Source organism: Hydrophilobacter chitinilyticus, assembly GCF_049860745.1.
Taxonomy (GTDB): domain Bacteria; phylum Pseudomonadota; class Gammaproteobacteria; order Burkholderiales; family Burkholderiaceae_C; genus Rhodoferax_B.
Genome location: NZ_CP187561.1, coordinates 2193690 through 2214098, shown reverse-complemented (window position 1 = coordinate 2214098; position 20409 = coordinate 2193690). Strand labels below are relative to the sequence as shown.

General features: G+C 63.5%; 14 protein-coding genes. 9 read left to right on the top strand and 5 right to left on the bottom strand.

Features of this window, described 5'->3' with window-relative positions:
• Window positions 1-19 precede the first annotated feature (19 nt).
• Complete coding sequence (locus ACPWMG_RS09945; protein ID WP_483304479.1) at window positions 20-1048, bottom strand: amidohydrolase family protein; 1029 nt, start codon at window positions 1046-1048, stop codon at window positions 20-22.
• A 57-nt stretch (window positions 1049-1105) separates the two neighbouring features.
• Window positions 1106-2497 carry an MFS transporter gene (locus ACPWMG_RS09940; protein WP_483304478.1) on the bottom strand — a complete coding sequence of 464 codons (1392 nt, stop codon included), beginning with the start codon at window positions 2495-2497 and terminating at the stop codon, window positions 1106-1108.
• A 265-nt stretch (window positions 2498-2762) separates the two neighbouring features.
• On the opposite strand from ACPWMG_RS09940, the gene ACPWMG_RS09935 reads away from it, so the two are divergent.
• Complete coding sequence (locus tag ACPWMG_RS09935) at window positions 2763-3677, top strand: LysR family transcriptional regulator (RefSeq protein WP_483304477.1); 915 nt, start codon at window positions 2763-2765, stop codon at window positions 3675-3677.
• A 1-nt stretch (window position 3678) separates the two neighbouring features.
• Here ACPWMG_RS09935 and ACPWMG_RS09930 read toward each other — a convergent pair whose 3' ends face one another.
• From ACPWMG_RS09930 to ACPWMG_RS09920, 3 genes are all read right to left on the bottom strand, one after another.
• Complete coding sequence (locus ACPWMG_RS09930; RefSeq protein WP_483304476.1) at window positions 3679-4851, bottom strand: BamA/TamA family outer membrane protein; 1173 nt, start codon at window positions 4849-4851, stop codon at window positions 3679-3681.
• Window positions 4852-4907: 56 nt separating this feature from the next.
• Window positions 4908-7424: an autotransporter gene (locus ACPWMG_RS09925; RefSeq protein WP_483304475.1), complete on the bottom strand. Its 2517-nt coding sequence runs from the start codon at window positions 7422-7424 to the stop codon at window positions 4908-4910.
• Between the two features lie 124 nt (window positions 7425-7548).
• Entirely contained in the window at window positions 7549-8502 is a 954-nt protein-coding gene (locus ACPWMG_RS09920) for a SphA family protein (RefSeq protein ID WP_483304474.1), read from the bottom strand.
• A 735-nt stretch (window positions 8503-9237) separates the two neighbouring features.
• Between ACPWMG_RS09920 and ACPWMG_RS09915 the strand changes: the two genes are divergently transcribed.
• From ACPWMG_RS09915 to ACPWMG_RS09880, 8 genes are all read left to right on the top strand, one after another.
• A complete protein-coding gene (locus ACPWMG_RS09915; protein WP_483304473.1) occupies window positions 9238-10839 on the top strand; it encodes an arylsulfatase in 1602 nt (533 codons plus the stop codon).
• Window positions 10840-11000: 161 nt separating this feature from the next.
• Window positions 11001-13613 (top strand): fused MFS/spermidine synthase, encoded by a 2613-nt coding sequence (locus ACPWMG_RS09910; protein WP_483304472.1) that lies wholly within the window; start codon window positions 11001-11003, stop codon window positions 13611-13613.
• A gap of 13 nt (window positions 13614-13626) precedes the next feature.
• Window positions 13627-14634, top strand: coding sequence for an AAA family ATPase (locus ACPWMG_RS09905; protein ID WP_483304471.1), 1008 nt, complete (start codon window positions 13627-13629; stop codon window positions 14632-14634).
• Window positions 14635-14663: 29 nt separating this feature from the next.
• Window positions 14664-15701, top strand: coding sequence for a DUF58 domain-containing protein (locus ACPWMG_RS09900; RefSeq protein ID WP_483304470.1), 1038 nt, complete (start codon window positions 14664-14666; stop codon window positions 15699-15701).
• Window positions 15698-16234, top strand: coding sequence for a DUF4381 domain-containing protein (locus ACPWMG_RS09895; RefSeq protein ID WP_483304469.1), 537 nt, complete (start codon window positions 15698-15700; stop codon window positions 16232-16234). The genes ACPWMG_RS09900 and ACPWMG_RS09895 overlap by 4 nt, the downstream gene beginning before the upstream one ends.
• Window positions 16221-17267 carry a VWA domain-containing protein gene (locus tag ACPWMG_RS09890; RefSeq protein WP_483304468.1) on the top strand — a complete coding sequence of 349 codons (1047 nt, stop codon included), beginning with the start codon at window positions 16221-16223 and terminating at the stop codon, window positions 17265-17267. Before ACPWMG_RS09895 ends, ACPWMG_RS09890 begins: the two co-directional genes overlap by 14 nt.
• Window positions 17267-18976: a vWA domain-containing protein gene (locus ACPWMG_RS09885; protein WP_483304467.1), complete on the top strand. Its 1710-nt coding sequence runs from the start codon at window positions 17267-17269 to the stop codon at window positions 18974-18976. The genes ACPWMG_RS09890 and ACPWMG_RS09885 overlap by 1 nt, the downstream gene beginning before the upstream one ends.
• Complete coding sequence (locus ACPWMG_RS09880; RefSeq protein ID WP_483304466.1) at window positions 18973-20385, top strand: BatD family protein; 1413 nt, start codon at window positions 18973-18975, stop codon at window positions 20383-20385. The genes ACPWMG_RS09885 and ACPWMG_RS09880 overlap by 4 nt, the downstream gene beginning before the upstream one ends.
• Window positions 20386-20409: the final 24 nt, after the last annotated feature.

The following is a 20409-nucleotide window of genomic DNA, read 5'->3' as shown; positions in this document are numbered from 1 at the left end:
GTGGAAGGCGCTGGAGGGATTACAGGCCCTTGGCCTTGAGGATCGCATCCAGGCGTGGGAACACGCGGCGCGTGTTGCCTTCGTAGATTTGGTAGCGGTCGTCGTCGCTCAGGATCTTGCTGGCTTCGATGTAGCGCTTGGTGTCGTCGTAGTAGTTGCCAGTCTCGGGGTCGATGCCGCGTACGGCGCCAATCATTTCAGACGCGAACAGCACGTTCTTCACCGGGATCACGGTGTTCAGCAGATCGATGCCGGGCTGGTGGTACACGCAGGTGTCGAAGAAGATGTTGTTCAGCAAGTGGTCTTGCAGCAGTGGCTTCTTCAGCTCTTGCGCCAGGCCACGGAAACGGCCCCAGTGGTAAGGGACTGCGCCGCCGCCGTGCGGAATCAGGAAACGCAGCGTGGGGAATTCCTTGAACAAGTCGGACGTCAGGCACTGCATGAAGGCCGTGGTGTCGGCGTTCAGGTAGTGGGCGCCGGTGGTGTGGAAAGCCGGGTTGCAGCTGGTGCTGACGTGGATCATCGCGGGGATGTCGTACTCCACCATCTTTTCGTAGATGGGGAACCAGGCCTTGTCCGACAGCGGGGGCGACTCCCAGTGGCCGCCGCTCGGATCGGGGTTCAGGTTGATACCGACGTTGCCGTATTCCTTGATGCATTTTTCCAGCTCTGGAATGCAGGTGGCGGGGTCAACACCAGGCGACTGCGGCAACATGGCCACGGGCACGAAGTTGTCGGGGAACAGTTGCGAAACGCGGTAGCACAGCTCGTTGCAGATCGACGCCCAGGTGGACGACACGTTGAAGTCGCCGATGTGGTGCGCCATGAAGCTGGCACGCGGCGAGAACAAGGTCAGGTCGCTGCCGCGCTCTTTCATCAGGCGCAGTTGGTTGGTCTCAATCGACTCGCGCAGCTCGTCATCGCTGATCTTCAGGTCGGCCACTTTGGGCATGACCGACGGGTCTTTGATGCCCGCGATCTGTTGGTTGCGCCAGTTTTCCAGCGCCTTGGGCGCGGTGGTGTAGTGGCCGTGGCAGTCGATGATCATGGTGTCTCCAGTTCAGCTTGCAGTATTTAAAAACGACTCTAAAACGAATTCGGTATCTCAGTGCGCGGCCACACCACGGGGTGCAACTTCACGCTCGCCATCCGCATGCGCCGCCTCGGGGTGCGCCCACTGTTTGACCAGCAACGCCGCAGCGGCAATCAAACCAGGAATCGCCACCACCGTGAAGATGCCGGCAAAGCCCATCTGGTGCGCCGTCAACTGCGCCACCAGGAAAGAGCCCGCAATGCCACCGAAGCGGCCGATGCCCAGCATCCACGACACACCGGTTGCCCGACCTTGCGTGGGGTAGAACGCAGCGGCCAATGCGGGCAGTGATGATTGTGCGGTGTTCATGATGGCACCAGCCACAAAGACCATCAAGACCAAGGCGCCATCTTCACCAATCAATTGGCCCACCATGAACACGGCCAGCGCGGTGAGCGCAAAACCCAATGCAATCACACGGTTGGCGTTGAAGCGGTCCATCAGCCAGCCGAAGGCAATGGCACCCACGCCGCCCAGCGGGAACAGCGCCGACACCAAGGTGGCTTTTTGCGGCGACATGCCGGCTTCTTTGAACAGGATGGGCATCCAGTTGATCAGCGCGTAGAAGATCACCAGGCCCATGAAGTAGGCCAACCAGAGCATCAGCGAGCCGGTGCGGTAGCGCGGGCTCAGCACCACGCCCAGGCCGCTTTTGGCAGCCACATCGGCGCGGGTTTCGGTCAATACAAAACTGGTGGCGTCCGCCGCCGTGGCCGAGATGCGCGCCAGGACGCGACGAATACGTTCGACCGGCTGGCCCTTGGCCACCATGTAGCGCACCGACTCGGGCAACGCCAACAGCATCACCACAAACAGCACCAGCGGCACCACGCCGCCCAGGTGCAACACGCTGCGCCAACCCCATTGCGGGATCATCCACGACGCCAAAAAGCCGCCAAACGCTGCACCCAGCGGAAAGCCGCAGAACATGGCGTTGGTCAACATGGCGCGCTGGCGGTCCGGGCAGAACTCGCTGGTCAGCGTGACGGCGTTGGGCATGGCGGCACCCAGGCCCAGGCCGGTGACGAAGCGCAGCACGGTCAACTCGGTCAGCGTGTTCACGTAGCCGGAAGCCAGGCACGCAGCGCCAAACACAAACACCGAGGCCAGCAGCACGGTGCGGCGGCCCAGGCGGTCGGCCAGCGGGCCAGCGCTCAAGGCGCCACCGGCCAAGCCAAAAAGCGCCGCGCTCAGCACGGGCGCCAGTGCCGGTTTGCTCACGCCCCACTCGCCCACGAGCGACGGTGCGATGTAGCCGATGGCGGCGGTGTCAAAGCCGTCGAGCAGCACCACCATGAAACACAGGCCAAAAATCAGCCACTGGTAGCCAGAGAAACCGTGGGTGTTGAGGAACACCTGCACGTCGGTCTTCTGCGCTGAAGCGGCGGTGTTGCGGGGCTTCATACCAGCCCCCCGCAACATGCATTAAACGAAATCGACGTTGGCGCGCGGCCAAAAGCAGCGGTTGCGCCGAGGCACAAACCTAGAGAGAAGGAGGCTGATTGCATGAACGGAAATTTTAGGGAGCCCCCCTCTGCAGCGCCCACGGCAAAGCCACTATCTACTAGAACGAATTTAGATAGCTGATAATTGGATATCAAAAACTTAGCAATCGTCATGCCAAGGGTTAACCCTCGATTCATGTCTGTTTTGCACCATTGAAGCGACCATGGACCTGAAGCAGATCGAATCTTTTGTGCGTGTGGCCGAGCTAGGCAGCTTTACCCGCGCCGCCACGGCGCTCGGCATTCCCCAGCCGCTGTTGAGCCGGCACGTGCGCATGCTCGAAGTGGAGTTGCGGCAAAACCTGCTGCTGCGCAACGGCCGTGGCGCCACGCCCACCGAAGCCGGAAAAGTACTACTGGAGCACGGCCGCGGCATATTGCACCAGGTGCAGCGCGCGCGCGATGAGTTGGGCCGCCTGCGCGGCGCATTGGAAGGCCGCGTCGCCATCGGCCTGCCGCCCAGCGTGGCCAAGGTGCTGACGGTGCCGCTGACGCGCGAGTTTCGCGTGCGCCTGCCGCAGGCCGCCTTGTCCATCACCGAGAGCCTGTCGCTGGCGATGCAAGACTCGCTGGTCAGCGGTCGGCTCGACATCGCCCTGCTCTACAACCCCACGCCCACACCCGGCGTGGAATGTATGCCGCTGCTGGAAGAGCCGCTGTTTCTGGTGCAGCGGCGCAGCGAAGGCGAACCGGTGGATGAGTCGACCGGCATCAGCCTGCGCGCGCTGGCCGCGTTGCCGCTGGTGATCCCCACCCGGCCGAATGCCATCCGCACCATGGTCGAGTCTGAGCTGGCCAACATTGGCTGCGAACCGAAGATTGCACTGGAGATCGACGGCGTGCCCGCTATCCTCGACTTGGTGGCCGATGGCGCGGGCAGCGCGGTGTTGTCGATGAACGCGGTCACCACCTCGGGCCAGGCCGGGGCTTACACCACCCGCCCCATCCATGACCCGGCGCTGCGCAGCCAACTGTGTATTGCCGTGAGCGCCCAGCGCCCTACCACCGCCACACAACGCGCGATGTTGGAATTGATTCAGGAATTGGTGCCGGCCTGGCTGGCACCACGCACCGCTTGAACTAGCGCCACGCGCTCCCCACCTGGATGTAGCCCGTGTTGCCCTCGGGCCCACGCGCGTAGTCCACGCCCACCCACAGCCCCAGCTTGCGCGCGATCAGGTAACGCACGCCCACCCCTTTAGCCACAGCCGAGCCCACATCGCCAAACTCGGTTTTACGGCCCCAGGCGCGCCCGGCCCCAATGAAGCCAATGGCGGCCCAGCGCGGCATGAAGTCCCAGCGCACTTCGGTCTCGGCCACCGCCGTGTTCTGGTCTTGGTAACGCGCCGCCGGAATGCCGCGCATGTCGATGAAGGGCAGCATGTAGAACGGCACGCGCCCGCGCGCACTACGCCCATCAAGCCGCGCACCCACCACCACGGTCTTGGTCACGGGCCAATACGAAAACACGTGGCCACGGTAACTTTGAAAGGTGGTGGCGCTGCCCCAATCGGGGTCGTAGAAAGTGGCGTCGATGGCGCCGGTCCAGCCGCTGGTGGGCGTGAAGATGTTGTCGCGTGAATCGTGCTCCAGCGTCAGGCCAATGCCCGAGGCTTTGCGGGTAGCGTCGTTCGGCTGCAGGTTGGCGTTGGGGTTGCCGCTGATGTCGAGCTTGCTGTTCAGGTCCATGTAGATCCAGCGCAGGCCCAGCCAGTTGTCGCTTTGGCCCAGGCGGCGTAGCACTTGCTGGCTGGACATCCAGCCGTCGAGCGAATAGTCGATGCCGGTTGCACCACGGCTACCACCACCCGCTCCACCTACACCGTAATACGCCAGGTTGACATCGGCGCGGCCAATGCCACCACGGTACTTGTAGCGACCTTCGTCAAAACTCATCATGCCGCCCGCAAAGGCTGCCTTGGTGCCGTTCTCGGTAGCGGCCGCGCCAAAGACCCAGATATCGGGCGGCACCTGCAAGCCCGTTTCCTTGGCCTTCTGCGCAGACTCGGCCATCGAGTTGCGCAAGAACATCAGCGCCACACCGCCACCGTAGCCCACGGCCGGTTCGGTGATGACGATAGGAATCGGCAGGAAGCCCTTGCGCTCCACCAGCCAGTCGGAGATGTCGATGTGGCCGTCTTGCGGGTCGGTGAAACCTTCCAGCATGGCCCAGGCGGGCTGGCACAGCCCACCCAACAGCAGCGTCATCAAAGCCAAACAGGCGGAACCAGCCGACGTTCGCAGGAAGTTCATCATTTATTCCCTTTGGGTTTGTTCGACGCCCGTCGCCGTCAAAAAAGCAGCAAAGGCTATCGGCGCCTGAAACCACCGCCGCCATGGAAACCACCCCCACCAAACGAGCGGTTCATCCCGGCCGACGAGTTGCGCAAGCCTGCGGCCCGGTCGCCGCCAAACTGCCGTGCCGTGCGATCCTGGTCCAGATGCGCGGGGCGCTCGCTGCTGCCAAGGCCGCCGGTGGCATCTCGGGTGGCTTGGCCCTGCGTTCCCCCCGGCGCCCCCTGCCAACCACTGCCCGGCGTGAACTTCTGCCAGCCCTCGCCCGTGTTGCGGTAGACGTTGCCGTCTTTGCCCGCATACACGTCGTCACCTACGTGGCCCACGTGGCCTCCGTCCGCGCCAGTGGCGCCGCCAAACCGCGTCACCTCGCCAGTGTTCTGGTTGTAGAAAGCGCCCCGGTTGCCCGACACCTGGTTGCCGTTGTACGCATTGCCCGCCGTGCCGCGTTCACCCACGATGGCATTGCCGCCTGGGCCCACAGCGCCGCCGCGGGCACCACCAGCGTAGTTGCCGGAGTAAACGTTTTGCACGCCCCCGCGTTGCCCGGCAGACGCAATGCCGGTGCGCGAGTTGTACGACGCGCCCACCTGCCCTGCCCAGGCATTGCCCGTCCAGGCGTTGTAGCCACCGGCCACGCGCGACACCGTGGCGCGGTTGCCCCACTGCGAATAGATGTTGCCCGAGTACCCGGCCCAGCCGCCAGGCCCCCACGCCACCGCCCCGCCGCGCGGTCCCCAGGCTGCGCCCCAAGCCGGATAAGCCCAAGGCCCCCAATACGGATAAGGTCCCCAGCCCCAACCCCAAGCCACCGTGGCCGCACCCCAGAACCAACCAAAACCAAAGCCCACGGCCCAGCCGCTCCAGGGTGTGTAGGCCACCGATGCGGCATAGCCGTAGGTGGGCGATGCGCCGTACCACACAGCGCCCGTCCAAGGGTCGTAGACGTAGCCGGTGCCATACACCACCACGCCGGTCACGGGGTCGATGTAGGTACCCTGGTAGCCGGGCGTAAAGCCCACGTACACCGTGCCGCCACTCACCGCATAGATGGTGACGAAGGTCACGTAGTAGAGCGACGAACTGGGTGGAATGGTGTAGATCACGGCGGGCACCGAAGTGGCCACTGTCCACGTGCCGCGCAACGCAGGCCCGGTAAACCACACGCCGTTTTGCAGCGCGTAAAAACTGTTCGGCCCCACGCGGATGATCGGCGTGGCCGTGTTCGACACATATTCCAACGTGGTCCCGGTAATCGGCTTGAGCACTGGGTCGCCATCAAAACGCGGCGGCGTGAGTTGTGTGCCCGCAATCTTCACAGCAGCGGTTTGCGGCACGGTCACGGCCACGGCAGCTTCACGCGCTTGTGGTGTGCCGGCCACGGAGGCCAACACGTTCTCCATCGGGCTGTCGTCCGGTATCTTGGCAAAGTCGGCAGGCAGCGCGTTGGCCGCCACGTACGCCCACGGCCCTTGCTCGTTTGGCGCGCGAAACCAACGGCCCGACACCAACACGTAAGTCTGGTTGTCTGTGACCGATTTGAAAATGCGCCCGGTGGTATTTTCCACATACAGCAACTCGGTCCCGGCAATCGGCACGTAGCGCGGCTCGCCATCGGTCACCACCAGTTCGGTGGGGCTGGTCACGGTGTAGATCGCGGGCACAAACTGCTTCAGCGATGGCGCCGGTTTGTCGGCTGCGGTCTGGCCAGTGAGCGGGTCAATCAAGTGGGCATCACTGGCCTGTTTGAAAGCGGCGCCCAAGCTGGCGGCGGGATTCTCCAGCACCGCCCACGGCCCCGCGAGTGATGTGGCGCTCATCCAGCCATCCAGCACTTTGAGGTAATGCGTGCCGGTCGAATCGCGCAGCAACAACGGCCGGGTGTTGATCACACGCTCATACGGCAGACCTTGCAGGGCCCGGTACACAGGACTGCCGTCTATGCTGATCAACATGGCTGGCATGCGCGAGAACACAAACTGCGGCGCGTCATTGCGCAGCGGCTTGTGCTCGCTGGCCTTGACCGCCCCCGAGATGGCCATCTGCGCCTCCAGCCGGTCGAGCGCAATGGTGCGCGACTTGCCGTTCAAATCGCGCGCGATGGCATCGGACCAACGCTTGGCGTCTGCTGGCGGCACCGAGGGAAAGTCGGCCTTCTGGATCACTGCCTGGTCAATGGTGACCACACGTGTGCCCTTGTCGACGAGGGTGCGCGCGTCCAGCGTCAAGATGCCGAAGTGGGTCACCGGTTTGTCTTTGCCCACCTGCACTTGCACCGCCAAACGCCCTGTGAGCTTGATGCCGTCCCAAGCATCCAACTGCGGTGCGTACACCGTAAGGGTGGTGTTGCCCAAGACCACGGTGTGCGGCCACGGCGTCTCACCCGCAATCACGCTGGTGCCGTCATTGGGTGATACGGAGGCAGTGGCCGCAGAGGGTGAAGCGGTGGCGGCCCACGCATGGCCCAACACAGTGGCAGCGGCTGCGCCGGCCAGCCACAAAACAGCCATGGTCTGCACATTTCTTCTCATGTCGACATCTCCTCATGACAGGAACAAAATCAAACAGGGGAAAGCGCGCCACAGGCCAGGCAACGCTGATGAAAACAGACCGGGGCTTGGTGGTGACCAAACCCTTGGTCACCACCTATCACGCCTACTTTGCGCCCGCGCCAAAAGGGATGACCAACGAGGTCCAGACATTCCAGCCTTCGGGCCGGTTCTTGGCGTCAAACTCCCAGTAGCCTTTGACGTTGATGTACCACTTGCGTCCACCCACTGGGAAGAAGTAGCCCACTTGCGGCCCCACGGCTGCGACGCGCGATTTGAAGTCGCCCAGCGTGGCGCCCGAGCCGCTGTCGTTGCCCACCTGGTTATAGAAATAACCGACCAGCCCCACGTGCGTGGTGAGCGTCACAAAGTGCGAAGCGCCCCAATCCAAATGCGCGTCCACACCGTTTTTGTAATCGGTATCGTTGTTCTTGAAGTTGTAGGTCAAGCCCAACACGGCGGAAAACTCGTTGCCCTCTTTCGGGTTCAAGTAGGTGTAGCCGCCGCCTGCGTCCACCGACCAATGGTTGGTACCCAAGTTGGCCAGGCGCCCCTTCTGGTAGGCGCCCACCGGCACGCCCATCATGGTGTAGGCCATGTAGTTGTGCACGCCTTTGTTCCACTTCAGCGAAGCCGTGGGGTAGAGGTCTGAGCCACCACTGGTGGACTCACTGGTGCCGCCGCTCAGTGCGCCACCATTCGGCCCAGACAAGGTGGCGTCTATGCCGGTCTTCATGCTGCCCAACGCGAAGCCCATGCCAACCGAGGCTTGTGCGCCCGCTACAGGGTCTGCAAACGTGTAGGTGGGCACGAGGAACAGCAAAGTGGCCTTCGCATCCAAACCTGCGGTGACTCTGCCGCCGGTCAAAAACTGTTTGTCTTTTTCGGCGCTGGGTTGCGTGTGGTACAGCACCGAGGGCATCGACCAACCGGGCTCGGTAGGGGCTGCGGCCAGGCTGCCCATCTGCCCCGGCAGCCAGAAGCTCACACCGCCTTCGTCGGCAAAGACTGCGGGTGAGATCGCCATGCAGGTGGCGGCGCAAAGGATACGTCTCTTCATGTGCAGGTTCCTTCTTGAATTGCCGGCCACCTGCATTGCAGATGACACGCCGGCAGTGGATTCACAAGGCTTGCTCCATCGCGACACCAACAGACAACAACAGAAGATTCAGTGTGCAGATGGCCAGACGGTCGAAGGCGGCTGTACGTTGGCCGCTCACGCGAAACGCGAGCCTACCGTAACCCGTCTCGTGGGGAAACATAAATCTACTGCGGCCCATTTTTTCGCCAACCGCGATGGCGCAAACACAACACCAACCAGCCATCACTCGCAGCGCATTGCTGCACTGCGACAAGGCGATTCAGGACATTCGCTTTGCAGGCAATGCACTGCGACAACACGGCAGCAACCATTCAGTTTAGAAATTGTTGATGCAAATACAACTGGACATGCATTTTTCTCAGCGCTAGGATGGCCCAACTTTTTCAAGTTTCGCCGCGCTCTCTCGTTCTATCGACATCTCCACAGCGCGGCCCGTAGCAGCCTTCACGTACAGCAAGCCGCCACAGCGTAGCGGCCGTCCATCGGTAAGTTCGACAAGACAGTGGCGCAGCCCTCCGCACGGGTTGCCATGTGGTCAGTACCCGACGAGAAGAGATGCTCTCTTCTGTTCTATCAGCCTGACCAGACCGAAGTAGAAGGCGCCAGACCGGCGCAGATCAGGGGCATGTTCATCTCACCGATGGACATGCACGTCTTTGGCAGTTGGTAATGAAACCGTAGAGGAGTTGTTCCATGACAAATGCGATACCCAGAGTGCGCCGCTATGCAAGCTGGATGCTTGCGGCAGCGGTCAGTTGTTGTACGTTGGCGTTATCACCCGCCGTGCACGCGCAAGCTGCAAAGAAGCCCAACTTCCTGGTCATCTTTGGTGACGACGTGGGGCAGACCAACATCAGTGCGTATGGTGATGGCGTGGTGGGCTACAAGACACCCAACATCGACCGCATCGCTAAAGAGGGCATGAAGTTCACCGACTACTATGCCGAGAACAGCTGTACAGCAGGGCGCTCCAGCTTCATCACGGGGCAAACGCCCAAACGCACTGGTTTGTCCAAAGTGGGCGCGCCCGGTGCGCCGGTAGGGCTTCAAAACCGCGACATCACCATTGCAGAAGCGTTGAAGCCACTGGGCTACGCCACAGGCCAGTTCGGTAAAAACCACCTGGGCGACAAAGACGAATACCTGCCCACCAAACACGGCTTCGACGAGTTCTTCGGCAACCTGTACCACTTGAATGCCGAAGAAGAACCCGAGCGCCCCTACTGGCCGAAAGACAAGAACGATCCGTTCGTCAAGAACTTCTCGCCGCGTGGTGTGCTGCACGCGATGGCCGACGGCAAGATCGAAGACTCGGGCCCACTCACGCGCAAACGCATGGAGACCATCGACGACGAAACCACAGGTGCCGCGATTGAATTCATGAAGAAGCAAGTCAGCGCCGACAAGCCTTTCTTCACCTGGATGAACTTCACGCGCATGCACTTGTTCACCCACGTGCGTGAGTCGATGCGAGGCCAAGCTGGCATGCCCGGCAACGAGTACGCTGACGGCATGATCGAGATGGACAACAACGTCGGCAAATTGCTGAAGGCAGTGGAAGACCTGAAGATCGCCGACAACACCATCGTGATCTACACCACCGACAACGGGCCGAACCAGTTCTCTTGGCCCGATGCTGCCACCACACCTTTCCGCAGCGAGAAAGACACCAACTGGGAAGGCGCGTTCCGCGTGCCGGCCATGGTGCGTTGGCCAGGCAAGATCAAGGCGGGAGAAGTAGCCACAGAGATGTTCTCTGGCCTTGACTGGTTCCCCACACTGCTGGCGGCTGCGGGCGACACGACAGTCAAAGACCGGCTGCTAAAAGGCACCAGCATCGGCAGTAAAAGCGGCAAGGTGCACCTGGACGGATACAACCAACTCGACTACTTGACCGGCAAGTCGCAAAAGGGCGCGCGCGAAGAGTTCTACTACTTCGATGACGACTCCAAACTCGTCGCCATGCGCTACCAAAACTGGAAAGTCGTCTTCTGCGAACAGCGCGCACCGGGCGGAATGCAGGTATGGGCCAACCCCTTCACCTGTTTGCGCTTTCCGAAAATCTTCAACCTGCGCATGGACCCATACGAACGCGCGGACGTGGTATCTGACCAGTACTACGACTGGGTGACGCAGAACGTCTACTTGGCGGAGATCGCCACCATGAAGGCCTCGGTCTTTCTGGAGACTTTCATTGAATACCCCCCCAGCCAACTGCCCGCCAGCTTCAGCGTGGATCAGGTGGAGGACAGAGTCAACAAGATCATCGAACAGCGCATGAATCAGAAGAAGTGATAGCACTCTTCGCTTGATCTTTAAGCGCGGGGAGTCGAACTGACCTTAAACGGTTTTTGATGACTCCCCCGCCTCGCAGAGCACATGGTTGACGTGTGTTCTGCAAGGCGGCAATGCCGTAGATGCGACACGAACATTCAACAGGAAGACCCAATCTGCCCATGACCGTGGCCACCGCACCCCGCAGAAAAAACACTGGCGAACCATCGCCCCCCCCTTCGTCGGCTACACCAGCCCACATCAGCGCCGCTGCCATCGCCTGGCCTGCGTTGCTGCTCTTTGCCTCTGGCCTGGCGGCACTGGTTTACCAGGTGCTGTGGATCAAACAGCTCTCGTTGGTCGTCGGTGTGGAAGTACATGCCGTGGCGGCTGGCATCAGCGCTTTCTTTGGCGGCTTGGCCCTGGGCGGTTGGGCCTTTGGCCGACGTGCCGATCGCATGCGCCGCCCCTATCTTTTGTGTGTGGCACTTGAAGCCGGGGTCGCCGTGCTGGGGGTTGGCACCACCTATGCATTGGGTGCCGCCGCTGCACCTTTTGCGTGGCTAGAAGAACATGCCGGCTTCGCCGCCTGGGTGCTGCCCACGGTACTGGTGGCACTGCCCGCTTGCTTGATGGGCGGCACGCTGCCGGTGCTCACGCGAGCCCTGGCGCCACTGCCAGGCCAAGTGGCTGCGGCTGGGGGCAGACTGTATGCCGCCAACACGGCAGGCGCCATTGCAGGCGCGTTGTCGGCCGCGTTTGTGTTGATCCCTGCATTGGGTGTTCGCGGCAGCGCGCTGGCCGCAGCCGCACTCAACGTGCTGATCGCGCTGGGCGCCTGGGCGGCGGCACAACGCAGTGGTGAAGGCGCCGTCGCTGCACAGCGCGATCCGCAAGTGGAAGCAGCACCATCGGCTGCCCGCACCCAGCAAGCCCGCTTGGCCTTGGGCCTGTACGCGCTGGCCGGTGGCCTGGCCTTGGGTTACGAGGTGGTGTGGTCGCAAGCCATAGTTCAATTCATGAGCACACGCAGCTTCGCCTTTGCGATTGTGCTGGCCACCTACCTGGCGGGCCTGGTGATCGGCAGCGCCTTGCAAGCGCGCGGCGCCGACAAAGTGCGCGACCCGTGGGGCGTATTCGGCCTGTTGATCGCGGCCGCCGGGCTGGTGGCTTTGCTGCAAATTGCGCTGCTGGGCGAATGGTTGCTTGAAGGCCAAGCCGCAGCCGCCACTGCGGCCTTCGCCGCCACCAGCAGCCCGTTTGCCGCCATGTCGGCCCGCTTTGTGGTGGCCGCCCTGTGCATGGTTTTTGTGCCCACCTTGCTGCTCGGCGCCGCCTTCCCGCTGGCCGTGCGTTTAGCGGCTGATGCCTCGCGCGTGGGCCGCGACGTGGGCACTATCGTGGCGCTGAACACCGCTGGCGGCATTGCCGGCACCTTGCTCACAGGCTTTGTGCTGGTGCCCGCGCTCGGGTTGATCCACAGCTTGGCAGTGCTCGCCGTGGCCGCTGCGGTGCTGGGCGCGGTGGCGGCTTGGCAAGCGCGTGGCAACGCGTTGGCAAAGCCCGCGTTGCGCTGGGCCACGCTGGCCATGGTGGGCGGCGCGTTGATCGCATCGTGGGCCACCCCGGCCGATCGCCTGGCGCAGTTACTCGTCACGTCGCGCGGCGGCACCGTGGCCTGGTACGAAGAGAGTCGTGGCGGAACCGTGGCCGTGGTGGCGCAGCAAACGCAGGGCAACCGCTTCAAGCGGCTCTACATCCAAGGCGTGTCGAACTCGGGCGACTCCATGACCTCGCTGCGCTATATGCGCCTGCAGGCCCTGCTGCCACTCATCGTGCACCGCGAAGAGCCACGCTCCGCGCTGGTCATTGGCCTGGGCACGGGCATCACCGCTGGCTCGCTGCTGGCCTGGCCCACACTCGATCGCCGCGTGGTGGCCGAGTTGCTGCCCGCCGTGGTGCGCGCCGCACCGCAGTTTGATGGCAACCTGGGCGTGGCCGGCCTGTCCGGCGAAGGGCGGGTCGACATCCGCCTGCGCGATGGTAGGCGCGAGTTGCTGCGCAGCCAGGAGCACTACGACCTGGTGACGCTGGAGCCTCCGCCACCGTCTGCTGCCGGTGTGGTCAACCTCTACTCCACCGACTTCTACCGCCTGGCGGCGTCGCGCCTGCAAGCCGGCGGCATCGTCGCGCAATGGCTGCCGCTGCCCACACAAAATCTGGAAGACACGCGCGCGCTGGTACGCAGCTTCATTGACGTGTTTCCGCACGCTACTTTGTGGACCACCGAGCTGCACGAGATGCTGCTGGTGGGCTCGATGGAGCCGATTGAACTCAACGTGCCGCGCATGCAGGCGCGTTTTGCGCAGCCCACGGTGAGCAAGGTGTTGCGCGAAGTGGGCATCGACTCGGCCGCCTCCCTGGCCGCCACCTGGGTCACCAACCGCGCGGGGTTGGAACACTTTGCCGGTGACGCCAAACCCGTGACGGACGACCGCCCCGGCATTGAATACGCGGCGTGGGTTCAGCGCGATGCGTTCCCACAAACCTTGAACGCGTTATTTGCCGAGCTGACCGAGCCGCCACTGGTCGACGCCCCTCCGGCCTTTGTGGCCGACATGAAAGCCGAGCGCTCGCGCTTGGTCACGTTCTACAGCGCGGGCCTGCACGCCTATGAAGGGAACCGCGACGGCTGGACCACCGCCATCCGCCGCGTGTTGACGGCCGACAGCGCCAACCCCTACTACCGCTGGTTTGTGGGCAACGGGTCACCACCCCAACCCGAGCCCCGCTGAAAGGACCACACACATGAGCTGTCGCGACGATATCCTGGCGTTGCAGAAGCAGATGGGCGCCTCCATCATTGGCCAGGAGGCCATGATCGAACGCCTGCTGCTGGGCTTGCTGGCCGATGGCCACCTGCTGGTCGAAGGCTTGCCGGGCTTGGCCAAAACCCGCGCCATCAAAAGCCTGGCGAAGCACCTGGACGCGCAGCTCTCGCGCATCCAGTTCACGCCCGACCTGCTGCCAGCCGACATCACCGGCTCTGAGGTGTATTTCAGCGAAGGCGGCAAAGGCGAATTTCGCTTTCAAAAAGGCCCGCTGTTCGCCAACCTGATCCTGGCCGACGAGGTGAACCGCTCGCCTGCCAAGGTGCAAGCTGCCTTGCTGGAGGCCATGGAAGAACGCCAGATCACCGTGGGCGGCACCACCCACAAGTTGCCCAGCCTGTTCTTGGTGATGGCCACGCAAAACCCCATTGAACAAGAAGGCACCTACCCGCTGCCCGAAGCGCAGATGGATCGCTTTTTAATGCACGTGAATGTGGGCTACCCACAAGCCGGTGCCGAGGGCGACATTGTGCGCCTGGCGCGCACCGAAGAGTACGGTGCCGATACGTCCAAACCCGCGTCCAAACCGGGCGCCTCCGCACCGGGTGCCGAGCCCTCGGTGGTCATCTCGCCCGATGCTATCTTCGCCGCGCGCGCCGAGATCCATGGCATTCAAGTGAGCGACGCGGTAGAGAACTACATCGTCGCCCTGGTCAACGCCACACGCAACCCCAAAGCGTTGGACGAAGAACTGGCGAGCTGGATTCAAGTGGGGGTAAGCCCGCGCGGCTCGATCGGGCTCGATAAAGTTTCACGCGCCTATGCCTGGCTGCATGGGCGTGCGTTCGTCACGCCCGAAGACGTGCAGGCCGTGGTGCACGAAGTCTTTCGCCACCGGCTGATCTTGTCGTACGAAGCGCACGCCGCACAGGTGAGCGCCGACGCGGTGATCGACCGGCTGATCGCCAAGGTAGCGGTGGCCTAGCCACTGAGCCCACACCATCGGCGCGCACCATGCGTTTGCACCTCGCCAGCCTTGCCCGTACCGGACACGCCCGGCCAGCGCCCGCGCCGGCCAAGAAGCCCACGGTGGCGCGCCGCAACACGGCCTTGGTGCCAGGTGTGCATGTGGACGCAGCAGAGCTTGCGAGCCTTGAGGCCGCCGCGCGCGACTTCGGCCTGCTGCCGCGCCAGCCCGTGCACAGCCTGCTGTCGGGTCGGCATGCCTCGAAAGTGCGCGGCCGAGGTTTGGCGTTTGAAGAATTGCGCCCCTACCTGTTTGGCGACGACATTCGCAACATGGACTGGCGCGTGACGGCGCGCACCGGTGTGCCACACGTGCGCGTCTACACCGAAGAAAAAGACCGCCCCGTACTGCTGCTGGTCGACCAGCGCATGAACATGTTCTTCGGCACTAAGCGCGCCATGAAATCGGTGGCGGCGGCCGAAGTGGCGGCGCTGGTGGCGTGGCGCATGTTGGCCGATGGCGACCGCATTGGCGCCCTGGTGTTTGGCGACCAAGACATGACCGAACTGCGGCCACAACGCAGCCGCGATGCCGTGCTGCACCTGCTGGGTGAAATTGCGCGTCACAACCAGGCCTTGCATGCGCAGGCCTCGCCGGTGCGCGGCTCGGGCCAACTGAACCAAGCCCTGCTGCATGCCGCGCACCTGGCGCACCACGACCACTTGGTGGTGGTGGTCAGCGACTTTGAAGGCCATGATGCGCAAACCCGCGACCTGATGCTGCAGCTCAGCGCGCACAACGACTTGTTGGCCGTGCTGGTGCACGACCCGTTCCTCAGCAACCTGCCAGCCGCTGGAGAATTGGTGGTGAGCAACGGCGAATTACAAGTGGAGCTGGGCCTGGGCCGCGACAAAATCCGCGAAGGCATTGCCGACTTTGTCGACGCGCAAAAGAGCGAGCTGTTTGCCTGGCAGCGCGGCATTGGTGTGCCGGTGCTGCCGCTCTCTGCGGCTGAAGACAGCGCTGCACAACTGCGCCATTTGCTGGGGCGTGTGGCCGCTCCCGCGCAACGGGGGCGGCGATGAGCACAGCCGCAGCACCTTCGCTCACGCCCACGGCCAGCGCCGCGCTGGCCCAACTCAAAGACATTGAAGTGCCGCCCGTGGTGCCCTTTACGCCACAAACGCCCGCGTGGGCGGTGCTCGCCGCTCTGTTGGGGCTGCTCGCCCTGTGGCTCGCCTGGCGCGGCCTGCAGCGCCACCGCGCCAACCGTTACCGGCGTGAAGCCCTGGCCGAACTCAGCGTGATCGAAAAGCAGTTGAACGCCGACGGCGTGCAGCGCGGCCACGCACTTGCGGCCCTTGCCGCGCTGCTCAAACGCACCGCCTTGGCCGCGTGGCCGCGCGAAGACGTGGCGGCGTTGAGCGGCGAAGCCTGGGGCCGCTTTTTGCAAATCCACGCCGGTGGCGCAAAAAACGCAGGGGCCACGCTCGGCGGCTTGGTCAACGACATCGAATACCGCGGCGGCGCCGCACTGGCTGGTGTTTCGAGCGCAGACGCCCAAGCGCTGCTCTCGGCCGGCCGCCACTGGATCACGCAGCACCGTGTACCAACTTGACCTGCCCTGGATGTTGGCACTGCTGCCGCTCCCCTTGTTGGTGTGGTGGCTGTTGGCTCCCTACCGCGAAGCCAGCGCATCGGTGCGCCTGCCGTTCTTTCACGAAGTGGCCAGCGCCGCCGGCCTGGAGCCCGCGGCTGGGGCTGTGGTGCCGCGCCGCAACTGGCTGCAATGGATCTTGGCGCCGCTGGCCTGGGCCTTGATCGTGCTGGCCTTGGCGCGCCCGCAGTTTGTCGAGCCGCCCATGGAAAAGGTGCTGCCCGCACGCGACCTGCTGCTGGCACTCGACCTGTCGCAATCGATGGACACCAATGACTTCCGAAGCCCCAGCGGCGCGCGCGAAACGCGTGTGCAAGCGGTGCAAGAAGTGGTGCGCGCCTTTGTGGCGCGCCGCAAGGGCGATCGCATTGGCTTGATCGTGTTTGGCGAAGCGCCCTACCCGCTGGCGCCCTTCACCATGGACCACGCCTTGGTGGGCACGCTCATCGACGGCGTGATCCCCGGCATGGCTGGCCCACGCACCGCGCTGGGTGATGCACTGGGCCTGGCCATCAAGATGTTCGACGAAAGCAAGGCCCAACAGAAAGTGCTGATTGCCTTGACCGACGGCAACGACACCGCCAGCAAAATGCCACCCGCGCGCGCCGCCGAAATCGCCAAAGACCGTGGCGTGGTGGTGCACACCGTGGGCATTGGCAATGCCGCCGCCACCGGCGAAGACAAGGTTGACCTGGAAACCTTGCGGGCCGTGGCCGCAGCCACCGGAGGCACTTTCCACTTTGGCGGCGACCAAAAGCAACTCGAAGAGATCTACGCGGCACTGGACAAAATCACGCCCGAAAACCAAAAGGTCTTGTCGTGGCGGCCAAAGATTGAACTCTTCATGTGGCCGCTGGGCGGGGCTGTCGGCCTTGTTTTGGTCTACCACCTGCTGATGTTTTTCTACACCGCTTGGCGACGGGTGTGGCGGCGACTGCACGCATCCAAAGGCGTGCAACCCAGCGGTGCATCCACCGCCGAGCGAGGCGCCTGATGGACGACTTTCTAGCGCTCACTGTTGAACCCTTCATGGCGCAGTTCCACTTCCTGCGCCCGCTATGGTTGCTGGTGTTGCTGCCCACCCTGGCGCTGCTGCTGGTGTTTGCTTGGCGCGACGACGTGCGCCGCCGCTGGCAAGGCACCATTGCCGCGCACTTGCTCGATGCGCTGGTGGTGGAACGGCGGCGCAGCCTGCGCATTCAGCCGGTGCACCTGACGGTGGCGATGCTGGCCCTGGGTGCGGTAGCGCTGGCAGGGCCCACCTGGCGCCAAGAGCTTCCGCCCTTTCTCGAAGAAAAAGCACCACTCGCCATCGCCATTGATTTGGGCCGCACCATGGACGCCATCGACGTCAGCCCCACACGGCTGGAGCGCGCCAAGCTCAAGGTGAAAGCCCTGCTGGATCGGCGCGACGGCGCACGCACGGCGCTCTACGCCTACGCCGGCTCCACACACTTGGTGATGCCGCTGACCGACGACACCAAACTGCTGCAAACCTTTGTCGACTCGCTGCAGACCCGCATCATGCCGGTGCAAGGCAAAGACACCGCACTGGCGTTGAAGACCATCTCGGCTGCGCTCGACAAGGAAGACACCCCCGGCACCATTCTGTTCATCACCGACGGCGTGGAAACCTCGGCCATGGCCGCGTTCAAAGCGCAGACCAGCGGCGACGGCGCGCTGCCCGTGGTGCTGGGCGTGGGCACCACACAAGGCGGGCCGGTGCGCCAGGGGGCAGACGGCAAAGGCTTTGTGGAAGATGCCAGCGGCCAGCGCCTGTTTGCGCGCTTGGACACCGCTGCTCTCAACCGGCTGAAAAGTGAGGCCGACGTGCCGCTGGCCACCATCACCCCAGACAGCGACGACGACGTGCGCTGGGTGCAACGCCACGTGCAATCGCATCTGGCGCAGAAGCAGGCCGAGACCCATGCGCGCTGGAAAGACGAAGGCTGGTGGTTGTGTATTCCCATCGCGCTGTTGAGCGTATTGTGGTTCCGCAAAGGCTGGACGGTGCGCTGGGCCAGCGCACTGTTGCTGGCCTTGGGCTTAAGTGCACATCAACCCGACGCCACCGCAGCGGAGCCCACGCCAACGGTGGCTGCACCCTTGGCCGTCGAGCCCTCTGTTCGCCAATGGTTCATCGACCTGTGGCTCACCCGCGACCAGCAAGGCCGCCTGGCTTTCGCCAACGGCCGTTACGCCGAAGCGGCCGCTTTGTTTGACGACCCGATGTGGCGCGGCGTGGCGGCTTACCGCGCGGGCCGCTACAACGACGCGGTGCAGAGTTTTGCGCTGGTGGATTCACCCGAGAGCAACTTCAACCAAGGCAACGCCCTGGCGCTGCAAGGCCACTTTGCGCCTGCCGTGCAGCGCTATAAACAAGCCTTGAGCCAAGCCTTGAAGCAACGCCCGCACTGGACAGAAGCCGAGGCCAACATGGCGCTGGTGCAGGCGCTGATTCCGCCCGACAAAAAAGACAAAGATGACGATGACGACCAGGAGCAGCAACCCAACAAAGGCGACCAAATCAAGTTCGACGGTAAGGACGACAATGGCAAACAACAGATGCTGTTGGCCACGCGCCAGAGCGCCGACACCTGGATGCGCGCCATCCAGACCAGCCCCACGGATTTGCTGGCGCGCCAGTTCCTGCTGCAAAACCAAAAAGACAAACGCGCGGCCCCCGCAGCGCCGGCCAAATGATGATGCGCATCATCCGAACCATGCTTGTCGGCCTGCTGTGCCTGGGCGCCGTGCTGGCACACGCCGCCGCGCCCTTGGTACGCGTGCACGTGCTGGGCAAACAACCCGCATTGGTGAACCAGCAGATTCGTTTTGAGGTGGAAATCCTCGCGCCAAACTATTTCACTTCTGCGCCGCCCTTCCCCAACATTCAAATCCCCGGCGCCATCGTCACCATGCCCGACGAGAGCGGGCAAAACGCGGTGGAGCAAATTGGCGGCCAGACCTATGCGGGCATTACCAAGACTTATGTGTTTGCGGCCCAGCAGGCGGGCGACTATGTGTTGCCGCCGCTGGTGGTGAAGTTCACCTACGGCGGCGGCGAAGGCAAACCGATGCACGGCCAAGTGACGCTGCCGCCCACCAAAATCAGCGCCAAGCTGCCAGCGGGCGCGCAAGCGGCGATGGCTGCATCGTCAGCGCCAGGCACCACAGCCCAGCCCGTCGCCAAGGTCACCATCAGCCAACACTTCGACCACGCTGGCGCCGACAAAGCGCCCATTCAACTGAAAGCTGGCGACGCCTTGGTGCGTACCCTCGACACCTATGCCGAGCTGACACAGGCCATGATGATCCCGCCACCGAAGATCGACGCCCCCAACGGCGTGCGCGTGTTTTCGGCAGACCCGAAGCTCAACGACGTGACCAAAGACCGCGTGGGCCTGGTGGGCGGCCAGCGCACCGACCAGGTGACCTACGTGTTTGAAAAGCCCGGCAACTACACGCTGCCCAGTGTGGATATGGCCTGGTTCAACGTGGTCACCAACAAGTCGGAAATTGCGCGAGCGCCCGCCATCCAAGTGGTGGTGGAAGCACGGGCCGCCGGTGACGGCATCGCCCCCGAGGCAGCGCCGGTGGCCCAAGTGGTGCAGACGCCAAAACCCTTTTGGCACAGCATTGACTGGAAGCAATGGCTGGGGGTGGCAGCCGCACTGTTGGTGCTGGCCGGCGCGGCCTGGTGGCTGGCACCACGGCTGCAGGCTTGGCGCCAGGCCGCACAGCGCCGACGCGCGGCCTACGCCATCAGCGAAGCGGCGTTGTTTGAGGGCGCCGTCAAAGCCTGCCAAGGAGTCAACCCCAACACGGCTTACGAAGCGCTGGTGCGCTGGTCGCGCCAAGGATTGGGCATCAGCGTATCGGCCTGGGTGGCACAACTGCAAGATGCAGAGCTGCACAACCAATGGCATGCCCTGCAAACGCGGCTGTTCAGCGCAGGGGCGGAAGCACCCGCCGCCACGCCATGGCAAGGCGGGCCGCTGCTGAACGCCTTGCGCCCCGCGCGCAAACGCTGGTTGGCCACTGCGGCGCCCCAGCACCCGAACGCCCATGGCTTGCCGATGCTCAACCCTGGCGCCGCTGTACAGACCTAGCCGGATCTTTTGACAAACGCCTCC

Bases quoted from the DNA above. Each gene is read 5' to 3' on its own strand.
- ACPWMG_RS09945 (WP_483304479.1), bottom strand. From the start codon at position 1,048: ATGATCATCGACTGCCACGGCCACTACACCACCGCGCCCAAGGCGCTG.
- ACPWMG_RS09940 (WP_483304478.1), bottom strand. From the start codon at position 2,497: ATGAAGCCCCGCAACACCGCCGCTTCAGCGCAGAAGACCGACGTGCAG.
- ACPWMG_RS09935 (WP_483304477.1), top strand. From the start codon at position 2,763: ATGGACCTGAAGCAGATCGAATCTTTTGTGCGTGTGGCCGAGCTAGGC.
- ACPWMG_RS09930 (WP_483304476.1), bottom strand. From the start codon at position 4,851: ATGAACTTCCTGCGAACGTCGGCTGGTTCCGCCTGTTTGGCTTTGATG.
- ACPWMG_RS09925 (WP_483304475.1), bottom strand. From the start codon at position 7,424: ATGAGAAGAAATGTGCAGACCATGGCTGTTTTGTGGCTGGCCGGCGCA.
- ACPWMG_RS09920 (WP_483304474.1), bottom strand. From the start codon at position 8,502: ATGAAGAGACGTATCCTTTGCGCCGCCACCTGCATGGCGATCTCACCC.
- ACPWMG_RS09915 (WP_483304473.1), top strand. From the start codon at position 9,238: ATGACAAATGCGATACCCAGAGTGCGCCGCTATGCAAGCTGGATGCTT.
- ACPWMG_RS09910 (WP_483304472.1), top strand. From the start codon at position 11,001: ATGACCGTGGCCACCGCACCCCGCAGAAAAAACACTGGCGAACCATCG.
- ACPWMG_RS09905 (WP_483304471.1), top strand. From the start codon at position 13,627: ATGAGCTGTCGCGACGATATCCTGGCGTTGCAGAAGCAGATGGGCGCC.
- ACPWMG_RS09900 (WP_483304470.1), top strand. From the start codon at position 14,664: ATGCGTTTGCACCTCGCCAGCCTTGCCCGTACCGGACACGCCCGGCCA.
- ACPWMG_RS09895 (WP_483304469.1), top strand. From the start codon at position 15,698: ATGAGCACAGCCGCAGCACCTTCGCTCACGCCCACGGCCAGCGCCGCG.
- ACPWMG_RS09885 (WP_483304467.1), top strand. From the start codon at position 17,267: ATGGACGACTTTCTAGCGCTCACTGTTGAACCCTTCATGGCGCAGTTC.
- ACPWMG_RS09880 (WP_483304466.1), top strand. From the start codon at position 18,973: ATGATGATGCGCATCATCCGAACCATGCTTGTCGGCCTGCTGTGCCTG.